The sequence below is a fragment of the Actinokineospora guangxiensis genome, assembly GCF_042657845.1.
GTDB classification, from domain to species: Bacteria; Actinomycetota; Actinomycetes; order Mycobacteriales; family Pseudonocardiaceae; genus Actinokineospora; species Actinokineospora guangxiensis.
Genome location: NZ_JBHSKF010000007.1, coordinates 144,396 through 168,260 on the forward strand (window position 1 = coordinate 144,396; position 23,865 = coordinate 168,260).

Below are 23,865 nucleotides of genomic sequence, written 5' to 3' on the forward strand. Positions count from 1 at the left end.
TCCCGCCACTCCGCGGTCGGCGAGACCGGTCGGGCTCAGCCGACGTCCTGCTTGTCCAGGAAGTCGATGATGTGGCCGAAGACGTCCAGGGCCGCGCCTCGGCCGAGGAAGGTGTCCAGGTGGCCGTAGCCGGGGATCTCCAGGTAGGAGACGTCCAGGTGCGGGTGGCGGCGGGTGAGGAGTTGGTGGCAGGTCTTCTGCGAGTCGCCCCAGAGGCCGTTTTCGGTGCCTGCCATGAGTAGGACTCGGGTGTCGATGCGGTCGGCGGCGTCGAGGGCGTTGACGGGCAGGGCGCGGTAGCGGTGGTCGGTGTCGTGCCAGCGGACGGCGGTGTGGGCCAAGGCCATGCGGCGCAGGTGGGGCATGATCCACATTGGGGCGGGGCCCAGGAGGTCGGCCAGGTGGTCGTGGGTGGTGTCGGTGAGGTTCTCGTGGACGAAGAGGGAGACGCCCATGCCCCAGGCGGAGTTGTGCAGGATCTGGCAGGTGGGGTCCGGGCAGGAGGCGCCGCGGGAGGCGAGGGCGAAGAGGGGGGTGTACTTGGAGCGCAGGCCGACCTTGCGGAAGTCGATCGGGATGTGGTCGAACCTGGACTTCATCAGCTCGCCCGCCAGCGACATGCGCAGCGCCATGCGGCCCGCGAGCTTCGGGGTCAGGAAGACGCCCTGGGACACCACGCCCGCCAGGTCCGGGACCAGGCCCGCGGCCATGCTCATGGACAGCGCGATCGAGCCGATGCAGTGGGCGACGGCGAACAGGGGGCGGTCGCCGATGCGGCCGCGGATGTGGGCGACGGCGGCGGGGATGTCGTGCAGGGCGACGTCGTCGTAGGTGTAGCGCTTGCCGGTCTCGTTGTAGGGCAGGCGGCAGCTGCCGCGCCAGTCCAGCAGCCACGGCTCGTAGCCGTTGTCCAGCAGGACGTCGACCAGGTTGCGGATCTCCGGGGCCAGGAACATGTCCGCGGAGGCGGTGTGGCCGTGCAGGAGCAGGACAGCGGGGCGGTCGGGCTGACCGGTGTCGATCCGGGTGAGGCCGATGCGCAGGCCGTCGCCCGCGTGGAACGGGATCTCCTCGACCGCCGCGGCGGGCAGGCGGTGGCGCAGCGGGCGCGGGGCCGCGGTGGTCCGCACCCGGCGCAGGGCGGGGCGGGGCTTGGCCTTGTTCTTGCCGAACATCAGGATCGCTCCTCCAGGGCCGGGGCGCGGCGCAGGTCGAGCAGGTCGGCGGCCGCGCGGGTGAAGGGGGGCAGCAGGCCCCGGGTCATCTCCCAGCCGAACCAGGCGAGCCAGGTCAGCTTGGCGGCGCGCTGCTCGCGGGGGGTCAGGCGCGGGTCGACTCCGATGCCCTCGATCTGGTCGCGGACGTAGGAGTCGCGGGGCACGGCGACCTCGCCGGCGAAGGCGGCGGGCTCGCCGGCGCGGCCGATCTCGACGGTGAGCGTGGTGCACTGCCGCCACAGGTTCCAGTGGACCTTCGAGTGCTTGTGGCCGTCGAACCACCACAGGCCGCCGTCGGCGTCGCGCAGGCGCAGCCGGTAGGCCAGCAGCGGGTGCTCCAGGCCGTCCCGGCGCGGGACGCCGTCGTCGGGGCGGACCCAGACGTCGCCGCGCTCCACGGTCAGCGGCTGCTCGTGCACGGCCGGGCAGCGCAGTTCGCCGGTGACGTCGACGCGGCGCTCCCGCACGAGCTGGTACATGCTCGCCAGCGAGAGGGTCAGCGCCATCGAGCACGGGGACTCGGCGGGTTCGCCGACCGGGCCGACAGCGCCGACGGTGGTCTCGGCGAACCACAGGTAGGGCTGGTCGCCCTTCTGCGGCAGTCGGGACAGGCCCGCCTCGGCCAGCCGCTCGAAGGTCTTGAGCTGGGCCTTGCCGTCGAAGGGCTGGGCGGCGGGCAGGCCGACGGCCTCGGCGAAGGCGGCGGTGCGCTCGGCGCGGGCGGCCGGGCCCTTCAGCGTCGCCTCGCACAGCTTCAGCGCGGTGGGGCTGCTCAGCACGCGGGCCATGAACGCCAGTTCGGGCACGTCGTCGGCCTCGATGCGGGCGAGGGTGTCCACCCGCCACTCGTCCCACTCCTGCACGCGGATGTTCATGCCGCTGAGCGCCATGTCGGCGATGACGTCGTCCAGGACGGCGGGCACGCCGGTGAGGTTGTAGTCATAGCCCCAGGCGTCCGGCTCGCACACCACGGCGGCGGCGACGCGGCTGATCCAGTCCACGGGGGCGGCGTTGAGGTAGCGGAAGGCCGGGACGGTGCGGTAGCGGGCGAAGACCGACAGCAGGCCGCTGCTGAGGTCCTGCGGGTTGTGCGCGCCGGTCTTGGTGTGGCCGCCGACGCCGCCGGGGCGCAGCGCGGTGACGACCAGACCGTGGTCGCGGGCGCGGCGCAGCGCGACCTCGGCCGTCCACTTGGTCTGGTCGTAGCCGGAGACGAGCCGGTCGACGTGGGCCAGCGGGTCGTCCTCGCCCATCGCGGTGATGCCGACCTCGTTGTAGACGGCGATGGAGGAGATGTGGTGCAGCGGCTTGGGGCGCCCGGTGGCGGCGAACTCGGCCAGGGTCAGCGTGCCGAGGACGTTGGCCCGGCGCAGCGACTGGTAGCCGCGCAGGAAGTCCACGGCCGCGCCCACGCCGACGACGCTGTCGACCTCGGCGGCGAGGGCGTGCCAGCGCTCGTCGGACAGGCCCAGCCGGGGCTCCTGCAGATCGCCGGGGAGCACGGTCACGCGGCGGCGCAGCTCCGAGGTCCACGGCAGCGTGAAGCCCGTCAGCGCTTCGCCCAGGCGGGCCAGCCCGGACTGCTCGTCGGCGGCCCGGACCAGGCAGTACACGTGGGCGTCGCTGTGGCGCAGCAGGTCCAGCAGGAGGTGTCCGCCGAGGAAGCCGGTGGCGCCGGTCAGCAGGATGCGCCGGGGGGCCACCGGCTCGGGCACGTCCACGAAGGGCAGGCGGTCGGCGAGGGCGAGGTCGGCGACGATCTGCCGCAGGTCGTCGGGCCGGGCCCGGGTGTGGTCGCGCTTGCTGGCGGGCGAAACACTTGCGGTCGGAACGGCGGTGGCGGGCGGGTCCGCGACGGCGGTGGGTGTGGGCTCCTCGGGCAGGGGGACGCCGGTGGCGCGGGCCCAGTAGCGGGCCAGGCTGATCGGCCGGGCGTCGGCGAAGACCTCGTCCAGGTCGAACTCGACGCCCAGTTCGGCCTCCAGTTCCGCGACCAGGGTGACCGCGTGCAGCGATGTGCCGCCCGCGGCGAAGAAGTCCGCGTCGTGCGGGAGGTCGCCGGAGGGCAGGTAGCGCCCGGCGGCGGCCGCGATCACGGCCGCGGCGCCCGCGACGTCCTGGGGGCGCTCCCGGCCGACCTCGGCCAGAGCGGCCGGGGCGGCCGGGGAACTGGGCAGCCTGGCCAGCAGGTCGTCCACGCTCAGGCCCAGGCCGCGCTCGATGGACTCGGCCGCCGCCCGCTGCCCGGACCCCTCGTGCAGCTCACGCATCGAAGCTCTCCTTGGTCTGCTCCCACGAGCGGAAGGCCCGCAGCTGATCGGGGGTGGCCACGACCTCGATGTGGTCGCTGTCGGGGGAAGTGCCGGGGCCGCCGAGAGCGGCCAGCAGCCGCCGGGCGGGGGCGTTGCGCGGTGTGCGCCGCGCGGTCAGCCGCACGCTCGCGCGGCCGAGGGCCTCGGCGCGCTCGGCCAGCCACCCCAGCAGGCGTTCCTCGACGCCGCGGCCGAGTGCGCGGCAGCTCATCGACCACGCGGTCAGCTCGATCCGGTCGCCGTCGACGTGGAAGGCGAGCAGGGCGATCTGGCCGTAGTCGCCGAAGCGGTCGCGGGCCGAGGCCGTCCACAGCTCTCCGCGCTCGCGCCACCGGGCGACATCACCGCCGTCGGACCTGGGGTGCAGGGTGAACTGGTTGGTGCGGGCCACCAGCTGTTCGGCCCTGGTGACGTCCGCGTCGGAGACCGGGCGGAGGTCGACGCGCAGGTCGAGCCCGGCGAGGAAGTCGGCGAACCCGGTGCTCTCCCTGGCGGCGTCGCGGTCGCGCTCCTGGGCGTAGAACCCGGCGCGCAGCGCGTCCTCGGCGGTGGCGGCGACCGGGACCAGCGGCCACAGCCTGCGCAGGAACCCGTCGAGGTCGGCCGCGGGCGGGCAGGTCACCGCCAGCACCTCCGGCAGCGCGGCCCTGACCTTGGCGATCTCGGCCGGGTTGTCGTCCAGGAACAGGAAGCTGTCGGTCCCGAGGTTGAGCGCGCGCGCCGCCTTGGCGAGGCGGTCCGGTTTCGGCCCCCACTGCGCGGACAGCACGCTGAAGTGCTCGGGCTTGAGGACGCTGTCCGGGCGGTCCAGGACCGCGCGGACGGTGTCCTCGTCGTTGTTGGAGACCAGCACCAGCAGCGCGCCCGCCCGCCGCCAGCCCAGGAGCCTGCGGGCCAGCAGCGCGCGCGGGCCGGTGAGGTCCACGGCCTCGGGGCCGATCTCCCCCGCGACGCCGCCCCACAGGGTCTCGTCGCCGTCGACGGCGATCACCTTCGGGGCCGGGCGGCGCAGCGCCCGCACGACCTCGGCGACGCGCAGCGCCACGGCGGCCTGGAACCCCGCGGTGAACGGCAGGTGCGCCAGCCGGTCGGTCCGCTGGTCGAAGGGATCGCCCGCGCCCTGGTGGCAGGCGAAGTCCGCCGCGCCGAGCACCGCGATGCCCGGGGCTTCGGCGAGGTCGGCGGCGACGGCGCGCTCCCACTCGGCGTCCCGCTCCCGCTGCTGCGCGGTGGGCGGGAAGCCGACGACCAGCGGTGTGCGCTCGGCCACGGCCCGCAGCGCCGCCGGGTAGGCCGTGCGCAGCTCGTCGAGCAGCGCGTCGTCCACTTGGCCGAAGCGGGCGAAGTCGGCCGCCCGCACCAGGACCACGCCGGCGGCGGCCGAGCCTGCGAAGACGCCGGACGGGTCGCGCAGGGTGGCCAGAACCTGGTGGTAGGGCGCCTCGGCGACCTCGGGGGTCACCTCGCCGTCGCTGGTGGCCGACGCGCACAGGGCGGGCATCGCGCCGAGGGCGAAGGTGGCGGCCAGGGCCAGGGTCGGGCGCGGCGGTGCGGCGGCGGGCGCTCGGACCGGCCCGCTCGCGTCCCGTGCGAGGTCGCCGAGCAGCTGGACGAGGCCGTCGCCGAGGGCGGTGCTCGTCGCGGCGTCGAGGATGTCGGCGTTGTGGTCGAACCGGACGACGCCCTCGTCCGGAATCATGGTGATCATCAGGTCGAGGTCGGAGTAGCCGCTGCCCGCGGGCAGGACCCGGAGGTGGTCGAGGCCGCGCGGCGAGCGGATGTAGTTGAAGTAGACCTCCACCAGCGGCGCGTTGTCGCGGTGCAGGCCCTGGCGGGCGAGGGTGGCCAGGACGTCGGAGAACATCGCCCCCTTGGCCAGGACCCGCTGCAGCCGCTCGTCGGTGCGGCGCAGCACCTCGGCGGCGGGCTCGCCCGCCAGCGCCTGGGCGGGGAAGGGCACCGGCACCCCGAAGAAGCCCACGGCGTCGAAGGCGTCGGCGTCATCGGCGTGGATGCGGGTGTCGACGGGGACGGCGAGCACGAACCGCTCCAGCTCCCGTTCGCGCGCCAGCAGCACGGTCAGCGCGCCGAGGCAGAACGCGGCCGGGGTGATCGCCAGCGCGGACGCCGCGGCGGCGATCCGCTCGGTGAGCCCGTCGGGGATCGGCACGGTGACGCTGCCCGCCCGGTAGGAGCGCGCGGGCGGGCGCGGGCGGGCGAGTTCCAGGTCGAGGCGCTCGCTGCCCTCGAAGCACTCGCGCCACCGCGGATCGGGTCCGGCCCCACCCCGCTGGGCGGCGGCGAGCAGGTCGAGGTCGCGGTTGGTGAGCGTCGCGTCGATCTGGGCCCCGCCCAGCCCGGCGTCGATCTCGGCGGCGACCAGCAGCAGCGATTGCAGGTCGCTGACCGCGTGGTGGGCGCCGAACACCAGGGTCTGCCCGTGCTCGCCCGCGTCGATGAGCTCGAAGCGCCACAGCGACGGGTGCGCCAGGTCGAAGGCGGGTTCCAGCAGCAGGCGCAGCCGCTGCGCGGCATCGACCGGGGTGTCGAGCACGGTCCAGCGCAGCACCGGCTCGGCGGGCTTGTGGTCGGTCCGCAGGACCCAGCCCGCGTCGGTCTTCTCGATCGCCGTGCGCAGCGCGGCGTGGCGGGCGAGGACGCCGTCCACGATCGCGCCGAGCCGGTCGCGGGTGGTCGGCGTGGTCAGCCGGACCGCGAGGCCGACGTCGTGGGCGGCGGCGGGCATGTCGGGCCGGGCGCTGCGCAGCAGGCGCACGACGTCGCGGGTGGCGGGCCGCACATCGGGGTCGGGCACCTCGGCGGGGGGTCTGGCGGACGGCCCGCGACGGTCCTGTCCCGCCCGGTCCGGCAGGGCGCGCAGGACGTTCTGGGCGAGGACGCCGATGTCGGCGGCGGCGAAGACGTCGGCGGCGGGGATCTGCGCGCCGAGGTCGCGGGCGAAGGAGTTGCGCAGCCGCACCAGCATCAGCGAATCGAGTCCCAGGCCCTTCAGCGAGGTGGTCGACGCGGGGATCTCCGCTCCCCCGGACACCTCGCTGACCCGGGCGCGGACGTAGGCGTCCACGCGGGCGAGCCGGTCGTCCTCGCCCGCGGCGAGGACCGCCGCGGCGAGGTCGGCGGAGGCGCCCGCGGCGGTCTCCGCGCCGATCAGGTCGGCGAGCATCGGCCGGGTGTGCACGGCGTCGGGGAGCAGGCCGAGCCGCTCGACGTCCAGGGCGATCGGGGCGAGGTGGCGGCGGCTGGTGCCCAGCACCCGCTCGAACAGCTCGCCGCCCTCCTCCGGGGTGAAGGCGAGCAGGCCGGAGCCGCTGAGGTCGGCGGCGGAGTCGGCGGCCATGCCGACCCCGGACCAGGCGCCCCAGTCCAGGCTCAGCGCCCGGCGGCCGGTGCGCGAGAGGTGGTGCGCCCAGGCGTCGATGAAGGCGTTCGCCGCCGAGTACGGGCTTTGGCCCGCCGAGCCGAGCAGGCCCGCCGCCGAGCCGAACAGCACCAAGTCGGCTTCGGCGGCGAGTTCGGTGAGCAGGACGGTGCCGAGGACCTTGGGGGCCATGACCCGCAGGGCGCGCTCGTCGGTCAGCGTGGCGACGGTGGCGTCGTCGAGGACACCTGCCGCGTGCACGACCATCGCGATCGGACCGGCGTCGCGGCGCAGATCCGCCAGCGCGGCGGCGAGCGCGGCGCGGTCGGCGACGTCGGCGCGGGCCAGGTGGACGGTGACGCCGCGCTGTCGGAGACCGGCGATCCAGGTGGCGGCGTCCGCGCTCGGCGCGCTGCGGCTCATGAGGGCGAGGTGGCGGACGCCCCGGGTCGCGAGCCGCTCGGCCACGACCCTGCCGAGGCCGCCGAGTGCGCCGGTGATGAGGTGCACGCCGTCGGCGGGCGCGCCGGGGTCGCCGTCGGGATGGGTGCGGGCCAGGCGCGGCACCAGGCGGTCGGTGGCGCGCAGGGCGACGACGCGTTCGTCGTCGGCGTGCCAGAGCTGGGTCCACAGCGCCTCGGGGCCCGCGTCGCCGATGTCGACCAGCGTGGTGGCGAACTCCGGGTGCTCCTGGGCCAGTGCCAGGCCGAAGCCCCAGGCCAGCGCCTGCTGCGGGTCGGTCACCGCGGTGCTGCCGCCGGCCGCCTGGCTGCCGCGGACGACGACGGTCAGCCGGGGCGCGGGTCCGCCCGCGAGCGCCCGCACCAGGTGCAGGGTGCTCAGACAGCACAGCCGGGCGGCTTCGCGCGCGGACTCGGCGTCGGTGATCGCCGGGGCGTCGAGCGCGGTCAGCTGCACGACCTGCGTGGGCGGGCCGTCGGCGAAGGCCTCGCGCAGCAGCCGGGCCAGGTGGGCCTCGTCGGTCGGGTCGACGACGTAGCGCCCGGGGCCCTCGGCGGCGTAGTCGGCGCCCGTGCGGGCGATGACGTGCCGCGCCCGGCCCAGCCGGTCGGCGAGGTCGGCGGCCACGCCGCCGTCGTCGGCCAGGATCAGCCAGCCGCCCCGGTCGGGGGTGCCCTGGGCGGCCGGGCGCGGCTGCCAGCGGGTCTCCAGCAGGGCGCTGTCCAGCGGGGAGACCTCGGCGAGCCGCAGGCCTTCGACGGCCATGACCAGCCGCTCGTCCTCGTCCCACACGCCGAGGTCGACGGTGGTGGCCGACCGCAGGCGGCAGCTCACCCACGCCGGGGCGCCCGTACCGGCCACGCGCACCCGGCCGACGCCGGCGGGCACGAAGGTCCGGTCGGTGGGCATCCGCGCGGGCAGGCCGCAGGCGTGGAAGGCGGCGTCGAGGACGGCGGGGTGCACGAGGTAGCCCGCGGCGGGCTGGGCGGCGAGGCGGCCCAGCGCGGCCGACGCGCCGCGCCGCCCGGCCCCGAGCCCGCGGAAGACGGGCCCGTACTCGACGCCTCGGGTGCTCAGCCCGGCGTACAGCGCGGCCGTGTCGGTCTTATCAGGACAGTCCTCGCGCACCGCGGCCAAGTCCAGGTCCGCCGGGGCGTCGGCACCGGCGGGGACGACGCGCCCGCTGACGTGGCGTTCCCAGCGCGGCTTGCCCGCCGAGGCGCCCGACGAGGCCGAGGAGATCGTGAACCGGTCGCCGTCGTCGCCGGGCCGCAGCACCAGCTGCAGGCGCACCGGGCGCTCGGGGTCCAGGCGCAGCGGCTGCTCGAACTCGACGTCGGCCAGGTGCCCCTCGGAGACGGTGGCCGCGGCGTAGAGGGCCATCTCCAGGAAAGCGGCGCCGGGCAGCCACACCTCGCCGTTGACCCGGTGCTCGGCCAGGTAGGCGAAGCGGCTGTCGCGCAGGTCGACCTCGCCCTGGAACAGGTGCCTGCCGGGCTCGTCGCTGAACTCCACGTGCGTGCCCAGCAGCGCCGAGGCCCCCGCCGGCGCGGCCGGGGCTGGCGTGATCCAGTGCCGCTCGCGGGCGAAGGCGTAGGTCGGCAGGTCGGCGGGCGCGCCCGCCGATGGGGTCCCCTGCTGAGTCCACTGTGGTGTGTGACCGGCGACGTACAGCTCGCCGAGCCCGCCCAGCAGCGTCGCCCGGTCGCCGCGCTGCCTGCGCAGCGACCCGACGCCGACGGCCTCGACGCCCGCCTTGGCGGCCACGGCCTCGATGGACGGCAGCAGCGTGGGGTGCGCGCTGACCTCCACGAAGTAGCGGTAGCCGTCGTCCAGCATCCGCTGGACGGTCTCGGCGAAGCGGACGGGTTCGCGCAGGTTGCCGAACCAGTAGTCCGCGTCGAGCCGCTCGCCTGCCACCGCATCGGCCAGCACCGTCGAGTACAGCGGGGTCGCCGCGGCCCGCCCGCGGACGCCGGCGTGCCGGTCGAGCAGGTCGGCGCGCAGCGGCTCCATCAGCGGGGAGTGCGAGGCGAACGGGGTGCTCAGCACCCGGGTGTCGGTGCCGGATTCGGCGAGTGCCCGGCGCAGTTCGGCCAGCGCGGCGGTGTCACCGGACACCGCCGTCGAGCCGGGGCAGTTGGCGGCCCCGACGACGAGCCTGCCCGCGTACGGCGCGAGCAGGTGCTCGACGCGGTCGGCGGGCATCGGCACCACGACCATGCCGCCCTTGCCGACGAACGGGCCGACCGCGTCGGCCCTGCCGGTCACCACGGTGACGGCGTCGGCGAGCGACAGCGCGCCCGCGCAGTAGGCGGCGGCGATCTCGCCGAGGCTGTGCCCGACGACCGCGTCCGGGGTGACGCCGAGCGAGCGCCAGGCTGCGGCCAGGGCCGAGGTGGTCGCGAACAGCAGGGGCTGCAGGCGGTCGGTGCGCTCCAGCGACCCCGGCTCGCCCAGCGCGTCGAGGACCGACCAGCCCGCCTGCCGCCGGACCTCCTCGTCGATCGCGGTCAGCTCCGCGCGGAAGGCCTCGGACTCGGCGAGCAGGTCCAGGCCCATCCCGGGCCACTGGCCGCCGTGGCCGGGCAGCACGAACGCCACCTTGCCCGCGTCCTCGCCCCGGGGCCGGGTGAGCGGGGTGCGGCCGTCGGCGAGGCCGTCCAGCGCGGCGCGCAGCTGCTCGCGGTCCTCGGCGACGACCGCGGCGCGCCACTCGAAGTGGCTGCGGTGGCGGGCGAGGGCGTCGGCGACGCCGGGCAGACCGGTGTCGGTGTCGGTCAGGTGGGCGGCGAGCCGGGCGGCTTGGGCGCGCAGGCTGTCGGGGCCGCGGCCGGAGACGACGTACAGCTGCGTCCCGGCCGGCGCGGGCTCCGGGGTCTCACGCTTCGGCGCTTCCTCGATGACCAGGTGCGCGTTGGTGCCGCTGATGCCGAACGAGCTGAGCCCGGCCCGGCGGACCCGGCCCGCGGTGGCGGGCCAGGGGGTCGCCTCGCGCAGCACGTGCAGCCCGCTGCCGTCCCAGTCGACGTGCCTGCTGAGGGTGTCGGCGTGCAGGGTCGCGGGCAGCGTCTCGTGCCGCAGCGACTGCACGACCTTGATCAGCCCCGCGATGCCCGCGGCGGCCTGGACGTGCCCGATGTTGGACTTCAGCGACCCCAGGTGCAGCGGACGCTCCCGGCCCGCGAAGACCCGGGCGAGCGCGGTGGCCTCGATCGGGTCGCCCAGCGGGGTGCCGGTGCCGTGCGCCTCGACGTAGTCGAGGTCCTCCGGCTCCACTCCGGACAGTTCCAGCGCGCGCCGGATCACCTGCTCCTGGGCGGGGCCGTTGGGCGCGGAGAGCCCCTGGCTGCGCCCGTCCTGGTTGACCGCGACGCCGCGCAGCACCGCCAGCACCTGGTCGCCGTCGCGGTCGGCGTCGCTCACGCGCTTGAGCACGACCATCCCCGCGCCCTCGGCCCACACCGCGCCGTCGGCGTCGTCGGCGAAGGAGCGGCAGCGCCCGGTCGGCGACAGGCCGCGCAGCCTGCTGAACTCCACGAACAGCCGCGGGGTCACCATGACCGACGCGCCGCCGGCGATGGCGAGGTCGCACTCCCCCGAGCGCAGCGCGTTCATCGCGAGCTGCACCGCGACCAGCGACGACGAGCACGCGGTGTCCACCGTCAGCGCCGGGCCGTGCAGGCCCAGCGCGTAGGCCAGCCTGCCGGAGGCGACGCTGAGCGCCGAGCCGAGGCCGATGTAGCCGTCCATCTCCTCAAGGCGCGCGCCGTGCAGGTAGTCGCTGGCCATCATCCCGACGTAGACGCCGGTGCCGCTGCCCGCGAGCGAGGCGGGCACGATCCCCGCGCGCTCCAAGGCTTCCCAGGTCGTCTCCAGCAGCAGGCGCTGCTGCGGGTCCATCGCCGCGGCCTCCTTCGGCGTGATGCCGAAGAAGCCGGGGTCGAAGGACTCGATGCCGTCGAGGAAGCCGCCGTGGCGGGCGTAGGACTTGCCGGGGGCCTCCGGATCGGGGTCGTAGAGCGCCTCCACGTCCCACCGGTCGGCCGGGAACGGGCCCACCGCGTCGCGGCCCTCGGCGACGAGCCGCCACAGGCCTTCCGGGTCCGACACCCCGCCGGGCAGGCGGCACGCCATCGATACCACCGCGATGGGTTCGTCCGTGGTGGACGGAGCAGGCCGGGCGGCTGCGGGGGCACTGGCGGCGGCCGGACCGCCTGCGGCGATCACCGAGCCGAGCAGGTACGCGCCGAGCCGGGCCGGGGTGGGGTGGTCGAAGAGCAGGGTCGCCGGGAGCCGGGCGCCGAGCCGGGCGCTGATCCGGTTGCGCAGCTCGACCGCGGTCAGCGAGTCCATGCCGAGGTCGCGCAGCGGCACGTCCGGGCGGACGGCCTCGGCCGAGCGCAGCCCCAGGACGCGGGCGGCTTCCTCGCGCACGAGCGCCAGGACCCGCTCGGCGCGCTCGGTCTCCGGCAGGCGGGACAGGCGGTCCAGGAGGCTGTCGTCCTTGTCGTCGTTCGCCCGGGGCAGCAGCGAGCGCCAGAGCGCGTCCGCCGCGCCGCCCGCCGAGGCCACGGCGTCGCGCACCCTGGACAGGGTGAGGTCGGCGGCGACCAGGTGCGCCGTGCCACGGCGCAGGGCCAGTTCGGTGACGTCGCGGCCCTGCGCGGAGCTGAACGCGCCGTAGCCCGCGCGGGCCATGCGCCGCAGGTCGGCGAGGTCGACGGCCAGGCCGTCCTCGGCCCACGCGCCGTAGGACAGCGACACCGCGGGCAGGCCCGCCGCCCTGCGGTGGTGGGCGAGCTGGTCGAGGAAGACGTTGGCCGCGGCGTAGTTGGCCTGCCCGGCGCTGCCGACCACACCCGCCAGCGACGAGGTCGTGACGAACAGCTCCAGCTGCCGGTCCTCGGTGAGCCGGTGCAGGTTGACCGCGCCGTCGAGCTTGGGGCCGAGCACCGTGGCGAGGCGGTCCGGGGTGAGGTCGGCGACGACGCCGTCGTCGAGCACGGCGGCGCAGTGCACCACGCCGCGCAGCGGCAGGTCGGGGCCGATGCCGTCGATGACCCCGGCGAGCGCGGCGGCGTCGGCGATGTCGCAGGCCGCGACCTCGACCTGGGCGCCGAGCGCGGTCAGCTCCTCGGCGACCTCGGCGGCGCGCGGGTCGGCCGGGCCGGTGCGGGAGAGCAGCAGCAGGCGCGGGACTCCCCGCTCGGCGAGAAGCCTGGCGATGTTGCGGCCGACGCCGCCGAGACCGCCGGTGATGAGCACGGTGCCGTCGGTGGGCACCGGCGTGCTCCCCGCCTCGGTGCCGCTCGCGCGCACCAGCCGGGGGACGAGCAGCGTCCCGCCGCGCACGGCGACCTCGGGCTCGGCGGCCAGGCCGACGGCGGCGGCCACCGAGTCGGCGGCGTCGACGTCGACCAGGGTCAGCCCCAGGTCGGGGTGCTCGGCGCGGGCGGCGCGGGCCAGCCCCCACAGCACCGCCTGGGGCAGGCGGGGGGCGGGGTCGCCGTGGCCCGCGGCGATCGCGCCGTGGGTGACCCACACCGTCCTGGCGGGCGCGTCGGCGCCTGCGGCGATGAGCGCCTGCAGCTCGGCCAGGCCGGCGTCGGCGAACTCGGCGGCGGAGCGGGCCGGGTCGGCGGTGGCGCCGGGGCACGGCCACAGCCGCACCACGACCTCGCTGCTCGCCTCACCGAGCCGCACGCCAGCGGCCTCGATGTCGCGCCGGACGGCGGCCGAGCGCGGATCGGCCCCGCCGACGACGGTCCACTCCCCCGCGGGCTCGGCGGGCCGCTCGGGCGCGGCGGTCCACGCCACCTCGTACAGGTGCCGGCCGCTGCCCGAGCCCTCGGCGAGGTCGGCCGGGCTCGCCGTGCGCGCCCTGACCCCGTCGAGGCGGCCGACGGCGAACCCGTCGGCGTCCCACAGGGCGACATCGATCGTCAGGTCCTCTTCGGACACAGAGGTGCGGCGCACGGAGACGAGCAGGTCCTCACCGCTCATCCTGGACAGGCTGACCCGGCCGATCGAGGCGGGCAGCAGCACCCGGCCGTCGAGCGGGACCCCGCCGTCGAAGGCGGTGCAGGCGTGCAGGGCGGCGTCCAGCAGCGCGGGGTGAACCGGGTACGGGTCGCCGAGGTCGCGGGCGGCCTCCGGCAGCGACACCCTGGCCAGCAGCACGTCGTGCCCGGCCTGCACCGCTTCCCGCACGCCCTGGAAGGCCGGCCCGTAGCCGATGCCGATCATGGCCAGGCGCTCGTAGGTCTCCTCGTCCCAGACCCCGGCGGCCTCCGGCCAGGCCGGGGCGGCCTCGGCCACGGGGACCGAGGGCAGGCCGGACGCGGTGGCGTGCAGGGTCCACTGGGCGGACTCGACGCCGCGCGGCCTGCTGTGCACGGTGATCTCCGGCGTCGACCCGGAGACAACGACCTCGACGGACACCTCGGCCACCGTGCCCGCGGTGAGCACGAGCGGGGCGACGAGCAGCAGTTCGGCGACGTCGAGGCGGTCGTCCGGGCGGACCACGGCAAGGGCGGCGCGGCACAGCTCCAGCAGGGTCGTGCCGGAGACCACGGTCCGGCCGAACACGGTGTGGTCGCGCAGCCAGTCCACAGTGGATGCCGACCAGGCGGCGCGGAAGGTCCAGCGGCTCTCGTCGGCCGACTGCACCTGCACCCCCAGCAGCGGGTGCCCGGCGTGCTCGAACAGGCCGGGCCCGGCCTCCTCGGCCTCGGGGACGGCCCAGTGGCGCGTGGCGTCCCAGGCGTAGGTCGGCAGTTCGGCGGCGGGAGCGGCGGCGACCAGGCGGCGCCAGTCGACGGCGCGGCCGTGCGCGTGCAGCTCGGCCTCGGCGCGGTCCAGGCAGGCGGGGCCGTCCTGGTCGCGGCGCAGCGACCCGACGGCGACCAGCTGGTGGCCGGTGTCCTCGCCGATCGTGGACAGCGCGGTCAGCTGCGACGGGTGCGGGCTCAGCTCCAGGAAGCAGCGGTAGCCGTCGGCGGCCATCCGCTCCACGGTCGGTCCGAAGAGGACCGCTTCGCGCAGGTTCGTGTACCAGTAGCCGGAATCCAGCTCGCCGGTGACGGGCTCCCCGGTCGCGGTCGAGTACCAGGGAATGGCGGGTGCGCTGGTGGCGATCCCGGCCAGCTCCCCGATGACGCGCTCGCGGACCGGCTCGACCAGCGCGCTGTGCGAGGCGTACTCCGCGTCCAGGCGGCGGGTGAAGACCTGCTCGGCGGCCAACTCGGCCAGCAGCGCCGCCAGCGGCTGCACCTCGCCCGCCACGACCGTCGCCCGGCCGCTGTTGACCGCGGCGACCGACAGGCCGGCCGGCAGCCTGCTCTCGAGCTCGGCGCGCGGCATGCCGACCACGGCCATGCGGCCGGTGCCCGCCAGCGCGGTCACGCAGCGGGCGCGCAGGGCGATCACCGCGGCCGCGTCGGCCAGGCCGAGCGCGCCAGCGACATGCGCGGCGGCGACCTCGCCCTGGCTGTTGCCGATCACGGCGTCGGGCTCGATCCCGCGCGAGCGCCACACCGCCGCCAGCGACACCATCACGGTGAACAGCACGGTCTGGACGACGTCGACGCGGCCCATCGGCGGGGCGTCGGCGTCGCCGCGCAGGACAGCGGCCACCGACCAGTCGACGTGCGGGCGCAGCGCGGCGTCGCAGCGCTCGACGGAGTCGGCGAACACCGCGTCGGTGGCGAGCAGGTCGCGGGCCATCCCGTCCCACTGCGCGCCCTGGCCCGGGAAGACGAACGCGATCTTGCCCGAGGTACCCGAGAGCCCCGGCATCGCTGTGCGCCTCGGACCGACGACGGCGTCGGTGTCCGCCGCGCCGCCTGCCAGCTCGCCCAGCGCGGCCATCAGGTCCTCGCCGGTAGTGGCGCGCAGGACGGCGCGGTGGTCGAAGTGGGTGCGCCGGTGCGCCAGGGTCGAGGCGACCGAGGACAGCGGCGTCCCCGGCCGCTCGGCGAGGAACGCGCGCAGCCGCTCGGCCTGCTTGCGCAGGGCGGGGGCGCTGCGGGCCGACAGGGGGAACAGGGTCGGCTCCGGCACGTCCCCGGTGGCCGCGGGCGCGCTCCTGGGCGCTTCCTCGATGACCAGGTGCGCGTTGGTGCCGCTGATGCCGAACGAGCTGAGCCCGGCCCGGCGGACCCGGTCCCCGCTCGCGGGCCAGGCGATCGGCTCGCGCAGCACGTGCAGGCCGCTGGCATCCCAGTCGACGTGGCTGCTGAGGGTGTCGACGTGCAGGGTCGCGGGCAGGGTCTCGTGCCGCAGCGCCTGCACGACCTTGATCAGACCGGAGATGCCCGCCGCGGCCTGGGTGTGCCCGACGTTGGACTTCAGCGACCCCAGGTGCAGCGGCTGTTCCCGGCCCGCGAAGACCTGGGCCAGCGCGTTCGCCTCGATCGGGTCGCCCAGGGTCGTGCCGGTGCCGTGCGCCTCGACGTAGTCCAGGTCGTGGGGGCGCAGTCCGGACAGTTCGATGGCGCGCCGGATCACCTGCTCCTGCGCGGGCCCGTGCGGCGCGGAGAGCCCCTGGCTGCGGCCGTCCTGGTTCACCGCGACCCCGCGCAGCAGCGCGAGGACGGTGTCGCCGTCGCGCTGGGCGTCGCTGAGGCGCTTGAGCACGACCATCCCGGCGCCCTCGGCCCACACCGCGCCGTCGGCCTGGTCGGAGAAGGCGCCGCAGCGCCCGCTCGGCGACAGCGCCCGCAGCCTGCTGAACTCCACGAACAGGTGCGGGGTCACCATGACGGTCGCGGCCCCGGCGAGCGCGAGGTCGCACTCCCCCGAGCGCAGCGCGTTGACCGCGAGCTGGATGGCCACCAGCGACGACGAGCACGCGGTGTCCACCGTCAGCGCCGGGCCGTGCAGGCCCAGCGCGTACGCCAGCCGACCGGAGGCCACGCTCAGCGCGGAGCCCGTGCCGACGTAGCCGTTCATCTGCTCCAGCCGGGTGCCGCGCAGGTAGTCGCTGGTCATCATCCCGACGTAGACGCCGGTCGCGGTGCCCGCGATGGCGGCGGGCACGATGCCCGCGCGCTCCAGGGCCTCCCAGGCGGTCTCCAGCAGCAGCCGCTGCTGCGGGTCCATGGCCTCGGCCTCCTTGGCGGTGATGCCGAAGAAGCCGGGGTCGAAGGACTCGATGTCGTCGAGGAAGCCGCCGTGGCGGGCGTAGCACTTGCCTGCGGCTTCCGGGTCGGGGTCGTAGAGGGAGTCGACGTCCCACCGGTCGGCGGGGAAGGGGCCCACCGCGTCGCGGCCCTCGGCGACGAGCCGCCACAGGCCTTCCGGGTCCGACACCCCGCCGGGCAGGCGGCACGCCATCGATACCACGGCAATCGGCTCGTCCGAAGTGGACTCCCTTGGCGCGGCGGCCACGGGCGCGGGGGCGGGCGCGGAGCCGCGCACCAGCTCGGACATGTGGCGGGCCAGCGCGGCGGGGGTCGGGTGGTCGAACACGGCGGTGGCGGGCAGCCGCAGGCCGGTGGCGGCGTTCAGCTCGTTGCGCAGCTCCAGTCCGGCGAGGGAGTTGACGCCCAGTTCGCCGAAGGCCGCGGAGTCGTCCACCGAGCCGGAGGGGCCCTGGCCGAGCACGGTGGCGGTGCTCGCGCGGACGAGGTCGAGCATCGCGGCGGGGTCGAGCGCGGCGGACGTGGGCGCGGGTCCGGCCTGGGAGGCGCGGGCGGTCGGGCGGACCGCGCCAACGAGGTCGGCGAACAGGGGCTGGCCGGTGCCGGACTTCGCCGCCTCGCGCAGGGCGGTCAGGTCGAGGCGGGCGGGGACCAGCAGGGCGGGGCCCGCGGCGAGCGCGGCGTCGAAGAGGGCAAGGCCCTGCTCGGCGGGCAGCGGGACCAGGCCGGTGCGGGCCATCCGGGAGCGGTCGGCGGCGCTCAGGTGCCCGGTCATCCCGGAGTCCTGCTCCCACAGGCCCCAGGCCAGTGTGGTGGCGGGCAGCCCGGCCGCCCTGCGGTGGTAGGCCAGCGCGTCGACGTAGGTGTTCGCGGCGGCGTAGTTGGCCTGGCCGCGGTTGCCGATGATCCCGGCGACCGAGGAGCACAGGACGAACGCGCGCAGGTCGGCCCCGGCGGTGAGGGTGTGCAGGTTCCACGCGCCGTCGGCCTTCGGGCGCAGCACGGTGTCGAGGCGCTGGGCGTCGAGGGCGGCGAGCGTGCCGTCGTCCAGGACGCCGGCGGCGTGCACGACGGCGGTCAGCGGGTGCTCGGCGGGGATGGCGGCCAGCACCCGGGCGAGTTGGTCGGCGTCGGCGACGTCGCAGGCGGCGATGGTGACCCGCGCGCCGAGCGCGGTCAGCTCGGCTTCGAGGTCGGCCGCGCCGTCGGCGTCGCGGCCGCGCCTGCCGGTGAGCACCAGGTTGGCCACGCCGTGGCGGGTGATGAGGTGCTTGGCGAACAGCGCGCCGAGGGTGCCCGTGCCGCCGGTGATCAGCGCCGTGCCCGCGGGGTCGAGCGCGGGCGGGGTCGCCTCGGCCGGCACGTCGGCCCTGGCCAGGCGCGGGACGAGCAGGACGCCCCCGCGCACGGCCAGCTGCGGCTCGCCCGTCTCCGCCGCCGCGCGCAGCGGGGCCGAGGGGCCGTCCAGGTCGGCGATGACGACGCGGCCGGGGTTCTCCGACTGGGCGGCGCGGACCAGGCCCCAGACCGCCGAGGCGCCCAGGTCGGGGACGTCGGCGTCGTCGGCGGTCGCGACCGCGCCCCGGGTGAGGACGAGCAGCCTGCTCGCGGCCGTCTCGGTGGCCAGCCAGTCCCGCAGGACGGCCAGGACGTGGCCGGTGGCCGTGCGCACGTCGGTCCCGGTCGGGACGGGCAGGACCACGACGTCGGGCGCCGGGCCGCTCGCGCGCAGCGCGGCCATGTCGTCGTGCACGGGCGCGCCGAGCCCGAGGTCGTCGGCGCCGAGCACGGCCCACCGCGCGGTCTTCGGGACGGGGGCGGGCACGGGCTTCCAGTCGAGGCGGTGCAGCGAGCGCAGGTGAGCGCCCGCCCCGAGCTGCTCCGGCGCGACCGGCCGCAGGGCCAGCGACCGGGCGGTGAGCACGGGCGCACCGGTCCCGTCGGCCGCGGTGATCGCGTACGCGCCCGCGGCGTCGGGCACGAGCCGCACCCGCAGGACGGCGGCCTGGTGGGCGTGCAGCGCGACGTCGGTGAAGGAGAACGGCAGGCGCACCGCGTCGGGCGCGGCGACGATGACCGGGTGCAGCGCCGCGTCGAGCAGGGCGGGGTGCAGCGCGAAGCGCGCGGGGTCACCGGCGTCGGCGGGCAACGCGATCTCGGCGTACAGCTCGGGTCCGCGCCGCCACATCGCCAGCAGGCCCTGGAAGGCGGGCCCGTACTCGTAGCCGAGGTCGGCGAGCCGGTCGTAGGCGTCGTCCACCGCGACCGGCTCGGCGCCGGGCGGCGGCCACTGGGCCAGCGCCTGGCCCGCGATCGCGGCGGGCGACAGCGCACCGGTCGCGTGCTGGGTCCACGGCCCGCCGGCGTCGGCGGCGAGTCGGGAGTGGACGGTCACCGCGCGCCTGCCCTCGGCGTCCGGTCCCCCGACGGCGACCTGGACGTCCACGCCGCCGCGCTCGGGGACCAGCAGCGGGGCCGCCAGGGTCAGGTCCTCCAGGACCGGGCAGCCCGCCTGCTCACCCGCGTGCAGCGCCAGCTCCACGAACGCGGTGCCCGGCAGCAGGACGGTGCCGTTCACCGCGTGGTCGACCAGCCACGGCTCGGAGCGCCGCGACAGCGTGCCCACGCACACCAGCCCGTCGCTGCCCGCGAGCGGGACGACGGCGTCGAGCAGCGGGTGCTCCGAGGCGCCGGAGCCCGCGGTGGCCGTCGGCGTCGGCAGCATCCAGAACCGCTCGACCTGGAAGGGGTAGCCCGGCAGGTCCACGTGCCTGCCCGCCGGGAGCGCGCTCGTCCAGTCGACGGCCGCGCCGTGGGCGTGCGCCTCGCCGAGGGACAGCAGGAAGCGCTCGACCGTGCCCTCTCCCCGGCGCAGCGACCCGATCGCGGCGCCGCCGCCGTGCTCGTCCACGACCTGCTGCACGCCCATGGTGAGCACCGGGTGCGGGCTGCACTCCACGAACAGCGGGGTGTGCCGCGCGAGCGCGGTGACGACCCGCTCGAACTCGACGGGGTTGCGCAGGTTGCGGTACCAGTAGTCGGCGTCCAGCCCGGCGGTGTCGATCGGCTCGCCGGTCAGGGTCGAGTGGAACGGCACCTCGCTGGTGCGCGGGGTGATCGGGCCCAGCTCGCGCAGCAGCTCCTCGCGCAGGCGCTCGACGTGCGCCGAGTGCGAGGCGTAGTCCACCGGCAGCCGGTGCACGCGCACGCCGTCAGCCGTCAGCGCCTCGGTGAACTCCTCCAGCGCCCCGGGGTCACCGGAGACCACTGTGGACGCTGGTCCGTTGGCGGCGGCGACGGACAGCCGCTGGGCCCACGGCTCGATCCGGGCGTCGACCTCGGCACGCGGCAGCGCGACCGAGGCCATGCCGCCCTGCCCGGACAGCGCGCGGATCGCCTTGCTGCGCAGCGCGACCACGCGGGCCCCGTCGGAGAGCGACAGCGCGCCCACGGCGGTCGCGGCGGCGATCTCGCCCTGGGAGTGCCCGACGACGGCGGCGGGGACCACGCCGTGCGCGCGCCAGGTGGCGGCGAGGGACACCATGACCGCCCACAGCGCGGGCTGCACGACGTCGACCCTGGCGAGGGCGGCGTCGTCGGCGAGCACGTCGCTCAGGGACCAGTCCACGAACTCGGCCAGCGCCCGCTGGCAGGCGTCCATCTGGTCGCGGAAGGCGGGGCTGGCGGCGAGCAGGTCCACCGCCATGCCCGCCCACTGCGACCCCTGCCCGGGGAACACCAGCACGGGCCTGCCCGCGCGGCCCGCGCGGCCGGTGACCGCGTTCGGGGCGGCGACACCCTCGGCGAGGGCGCGCAGGCCCGGCAGCACGTCGTCGCGGTCGCGACCGACGACGACGGCGCGGTGCTCGAAGCTCGCCCTGCCGGTCGCCAGCGTGTGCCCGACGTCGGCGAGGTCGGCGGCGTGATCGGGACCGGGGTCGGCGTCCAGGTGCTCGGCCAGCCGCGCCGCCTGCTCGCGCAGGGCGGCGTCGGTCTTGGCCGAGAGCAGCAGCGGCAGGACCGGCCGGGTCGGCCGGGGCTCGGCGGGCGGCTGTTCGAGGATCACGTGGGCGTTGGTTCCGCTGATGCCGAAGGAGGACACCGCCGCGCGTCGCGGCCGCCGGACGGCGGGCCACGGGGTGTCCTCGGCCAGCGGCACGACGTGCCCGGCGTCCCAGTCCACGTGCGGACTCGGCGCGTCGAAGTGCAGGATCCTCGGCAGCACCCCGTGCCGCATGGCCTGCACCATCTTGATCACACCGCCCACACCGGCGGCGGCCTGGGCGTGGCCGATGTTGGCCTTGAGCGAGCCGAGCAGCAGCGGTCGGTCGGCGGGCCTGCCCTGGCCATAGGTGGCCAGCAGGGCCTGAGCCTCGATCGGGTCGCCGAGCGGGGTGCCGGTGCCGTGCGCCTCGACGGCGTCGACGTCGGCGGGGGCGAGCCCGGCGCGCTCCAGCGCGTCCCGGATGACCCGCTCCTGGGCCGGTCCGCTCGGCGCGGACAGGCCGTTGGACGCGCCGTCCTGGGTGACCGCGGTGCCGCGGACGACGGCGAGCACCCGGTGGCCGTTGCGGCGGGCGTCGGAGAGCCGCTCCAGCACGAGCAGGCCCGCGCCCTCGGCCCACGCGGTGCCGTTGGCCGCCGCCGCGAACGGCTTGCAGCGGCCGTCGGGTGACAGGCCTCGCATCCGGGAGAACTCGACGAACATCTCCGGGGTCGCCATCACCGTGACCCCGCCTGCCAGCGCCAGCGAGCACTCCCCGCGCAGCAGCGAGTCCGCGGCCAGGTGCACCGCGACCAGCGACGACGAGCACGCCGAGTCCACGGTGATCGCCGGGCCGCGGAAGTCGAAGACGTAGGAGATGCGCCCGGAGAGCACGCTGGAGGTGTTGCCGGTGATCAGGTGGCCTTCCAGGCCCTGGGGCACGGTGTGCACGCGCGGGGAGTAGTCGTGGTTCAGGGTTCCGGCGAACACCGCGGTGCGGCTGCCGCGGAGGGTGGCCGGGTCGATGCCCGCGCTCTCGAAGGCCTCCCACGCCGTGGTCAGCAGGAGCCGCTGCTGCGGGTCGGTGGTCAGCGCCTCGCGCGGGGAGATGCCGAAGAAGCCCGCGTCGAAGTCGGCGGCGTCGTAGAGGAAGCCGCCGTGGCGGGTGTAGGACTTGCCGCGCTGGTCGGGGTCCGGGTCGTAGAGGGAGTCGAGGTCCCAGCCGCGGTCGGCCGGGAAGTCGCCGATCGCGTCGACGCCGCCCGCGGCCAGCCGCCACAGGTCCTCCGGGGTGGCGACGCCGCCGGGGAAGCGGCAGGCCATGCCGACGATCGCGATCGGCTCCTCACCCGGGTCGGCCGCGGCGGGCGCGGCTCCCGGCGCGGACGCGGCCGGGCGCAGGTGGGCGGCCAGCGCCCTGGGGGTCGGGTGGTTGAGGAAGGCGGTGCGCGAGAGCGACATGCCGACCAGTGGCGCAAGGCGCTCGTGCAGCTCCACCCCCATCAGCGAGGTGAAGCCGAGGTCGGCGAAGGAGCGGTCCGGGTCGACGTCGGCGGCGTCGGCGTGCCCGAGCACCAGCGCGGCCTGCTCCCGCACGACGCGCAGCGGCTCGCCGTCGGCCTCGCCCACCCCGGTCGCGACCGGGGTGGGCGGGGTGTCGAGCCAGTGCCTGCTCCGCTGGAAGGCGTAGGTCGGCAGCCGGACGGGGCGGGCGCCGGCGCCGGCGAAGACCGCGGCCCAGTCGGGCGCGCCGCCCGCGGCGAACTCCGCGGCCGGGCCGTCCGGCGCGGGGGCGTCGTCTCCCTCGGCCACGGCGCGCAGGCCCGCCATGAGGGTGTCGCGGTCGGTCGCGGTGAGGGCGGCGCGGTGCTCGAAAGCGGTGCGGGTGCACGCCAGCGAGAAGGCGACGTCGGGTAACGCGATGTCCTCGTGTGCGCCGAGGAAGTCGTGGAGCCGGGCGGCCTGCGCGCGCAAGGCTGCCGGTGTCCGTCCGGAGAGGACGAAGGGCAGACCGGTGGTCGAGTCCGGGGCCGCGTCCCTGGCCGGTTCGGCGGGAGCTTCGGTGAGCACGATGTGGCAGTTGCTCCCGCCGAGGCCGAAGGAGCTGACCCCGGCGACCCTCGGGCCCCGCGCCCAGTCCCGCTGCTCGGCGCACACCCGCAGCCGCAGCGAGTCCAGCGGGATGTCGGGGTTCGGGATGGTGTGGTTCAGGCTGGCCGGGAGCAGCCCGTTGCGGATCGCCAGCACCGCCTTGACCAGGCCCGCGATGCCCGCGGCCGCTTCCAGGTGCCCGATGGTGGTCTTCACCGACCCGACCGGCAGCGGGTCGTCGGCGGGCCTGGCCGCGCCGAGCACCGCGCCGAGGGCGGCGGCCTCCAGCGGGTCGCCGACCCGGGTGGCCGAGCCGTGCAGCTCGACGTAGCCGACCGAGGCCGGGTCGACGCCGCTGTGCTCGTAGGCCGAGCGCAGCACCTGCTCCTGCGCCTCGCGGCTCGGCACGGTGAGGCTGTCGCCGCCGCCGGTGTTGACCGCGCCGCCGCTGATCACCGCGTAGACCCGGTCGCCGTCGGCGAGCGCGGCGGGCAGCGGCTTGAGCACCACCACCGCGCCGCCCTCGCCGCGCACGAAGCCGTTGGCGCGCGCGTCGAAGGTGTAGCAGCGCCCGTCCGGGGAGAGGCCGCCGAAGCGCGCGGCGTCCCGCGCGCTCGCGGCGGCCAGGTTCAGGTTGACCCCGCCCGCCAGCGCGATCTCCGACTCGCCGCTGAGCAGGCTCTGGCAGGCCAGGTGCACCGCGACCAGCGACGAGGACTGCCCGGTGTCGACGACCATGCTCGGGCCGCGCAGGCCGCAGAAGTACGACAGCCGGTTGGCGATGATGCCGCGCTGCACACCGGCGAAGGTGTGCGGGCCGCTGTCGTGCTGGGCCAGCCTGGCGTAGTCGTCACGGCCCGCCCCGATGAACACCCCGCCCCGGGTGTCGCGCACGGAGCCGGGGACGATGCCCGCGTCCTCCAGCGCCTCCCAGCCCAGTTCCAGGACCAGCCGCTGCTGCGGGTCCATCGCCGCGGCCTCCTTCGGCGAGATGCCGAAGAAGGCGGCGTCGAAGTCCCCCACGCCCGGCACGAACGAGCCCCACCGGGCGCCGCCCTCGCCGCAGGCGGCGTCGCGGCGCTCCGGCGGGACCTCCGTGATCGCGTGCTCGCCCGAGCGCAGCAGCGCCCAGAACGCGGCGTGGTCGGCCGAGCGCGCGAAGCGGCACGCGATCCCGACGACCGCGACGGGCTGGGCAGGACCGGACTGGCGTGGGGTCGCCGACATGGCTGAGGACTCCTCGTTGCGGGGCGCGGGAAGCGGCTCGGTCCGT

At 76.2% G+C, this 23,865-nt stretch carries 3 protein-coding genes; all 3 read right to left on the reverse strand.

The genetic code is table 11. The features are described 5' to 3' along the window. Nucleotides 1-35 precede the first annotated feature (35 nt). From ACFPM7_RS16695 to ACFPM7_RS16705, 3 genes are read right to left on the reverse strand one after another with little or no spacing between them, the layout of a single operon-like run. The gene (locus ACFPM7_RS16695; RefSeq protein ID WP_378248540.1) at nt 36-1,175 is read right to left on the reverse strand and encodes an alpha/beta hydrolase; all 1,140 of its coding nucleotides are present in this window, start codon (nt 1,173-1,175) and stop codon (nt 36-38) included. Continuing rightward, on the reverse strand, nt 1,175-3,487 hold the full coding sequence (locus ACFPM7_RS16700) for a thioester reductase domain-containing protein (protein WP_378248541.1): 2,313 nt from the start codon (nt 3,485-3,487) through the stop codon (nt 1,175-1,177). The genes ACFPM7_RS16695 and ACFPM7_RS16700 overlap by 1 nt, the downstream gene beginning before the upstream one ends. Continuing rightward, nucleotides 3,480-23,819 (reverse strand): SDR family NAD(P)-dependent oxidoreductase, encoded by a 20,340-nt coding sequence (locus ACFPM7_RS16705; RefSeq protein ID WP_378248542.1) that lies wholly within the window; start codon nt 23,817-23,819, stop codon nt 3,480-3,482. Before ACFPM7_RS16705 ends, ACFPM7_RS16700 begins: the two co-directional genes overlap by 8 nt. Nucleotides 23,820-23,865 lie beyond the last annotated feature (46 nt).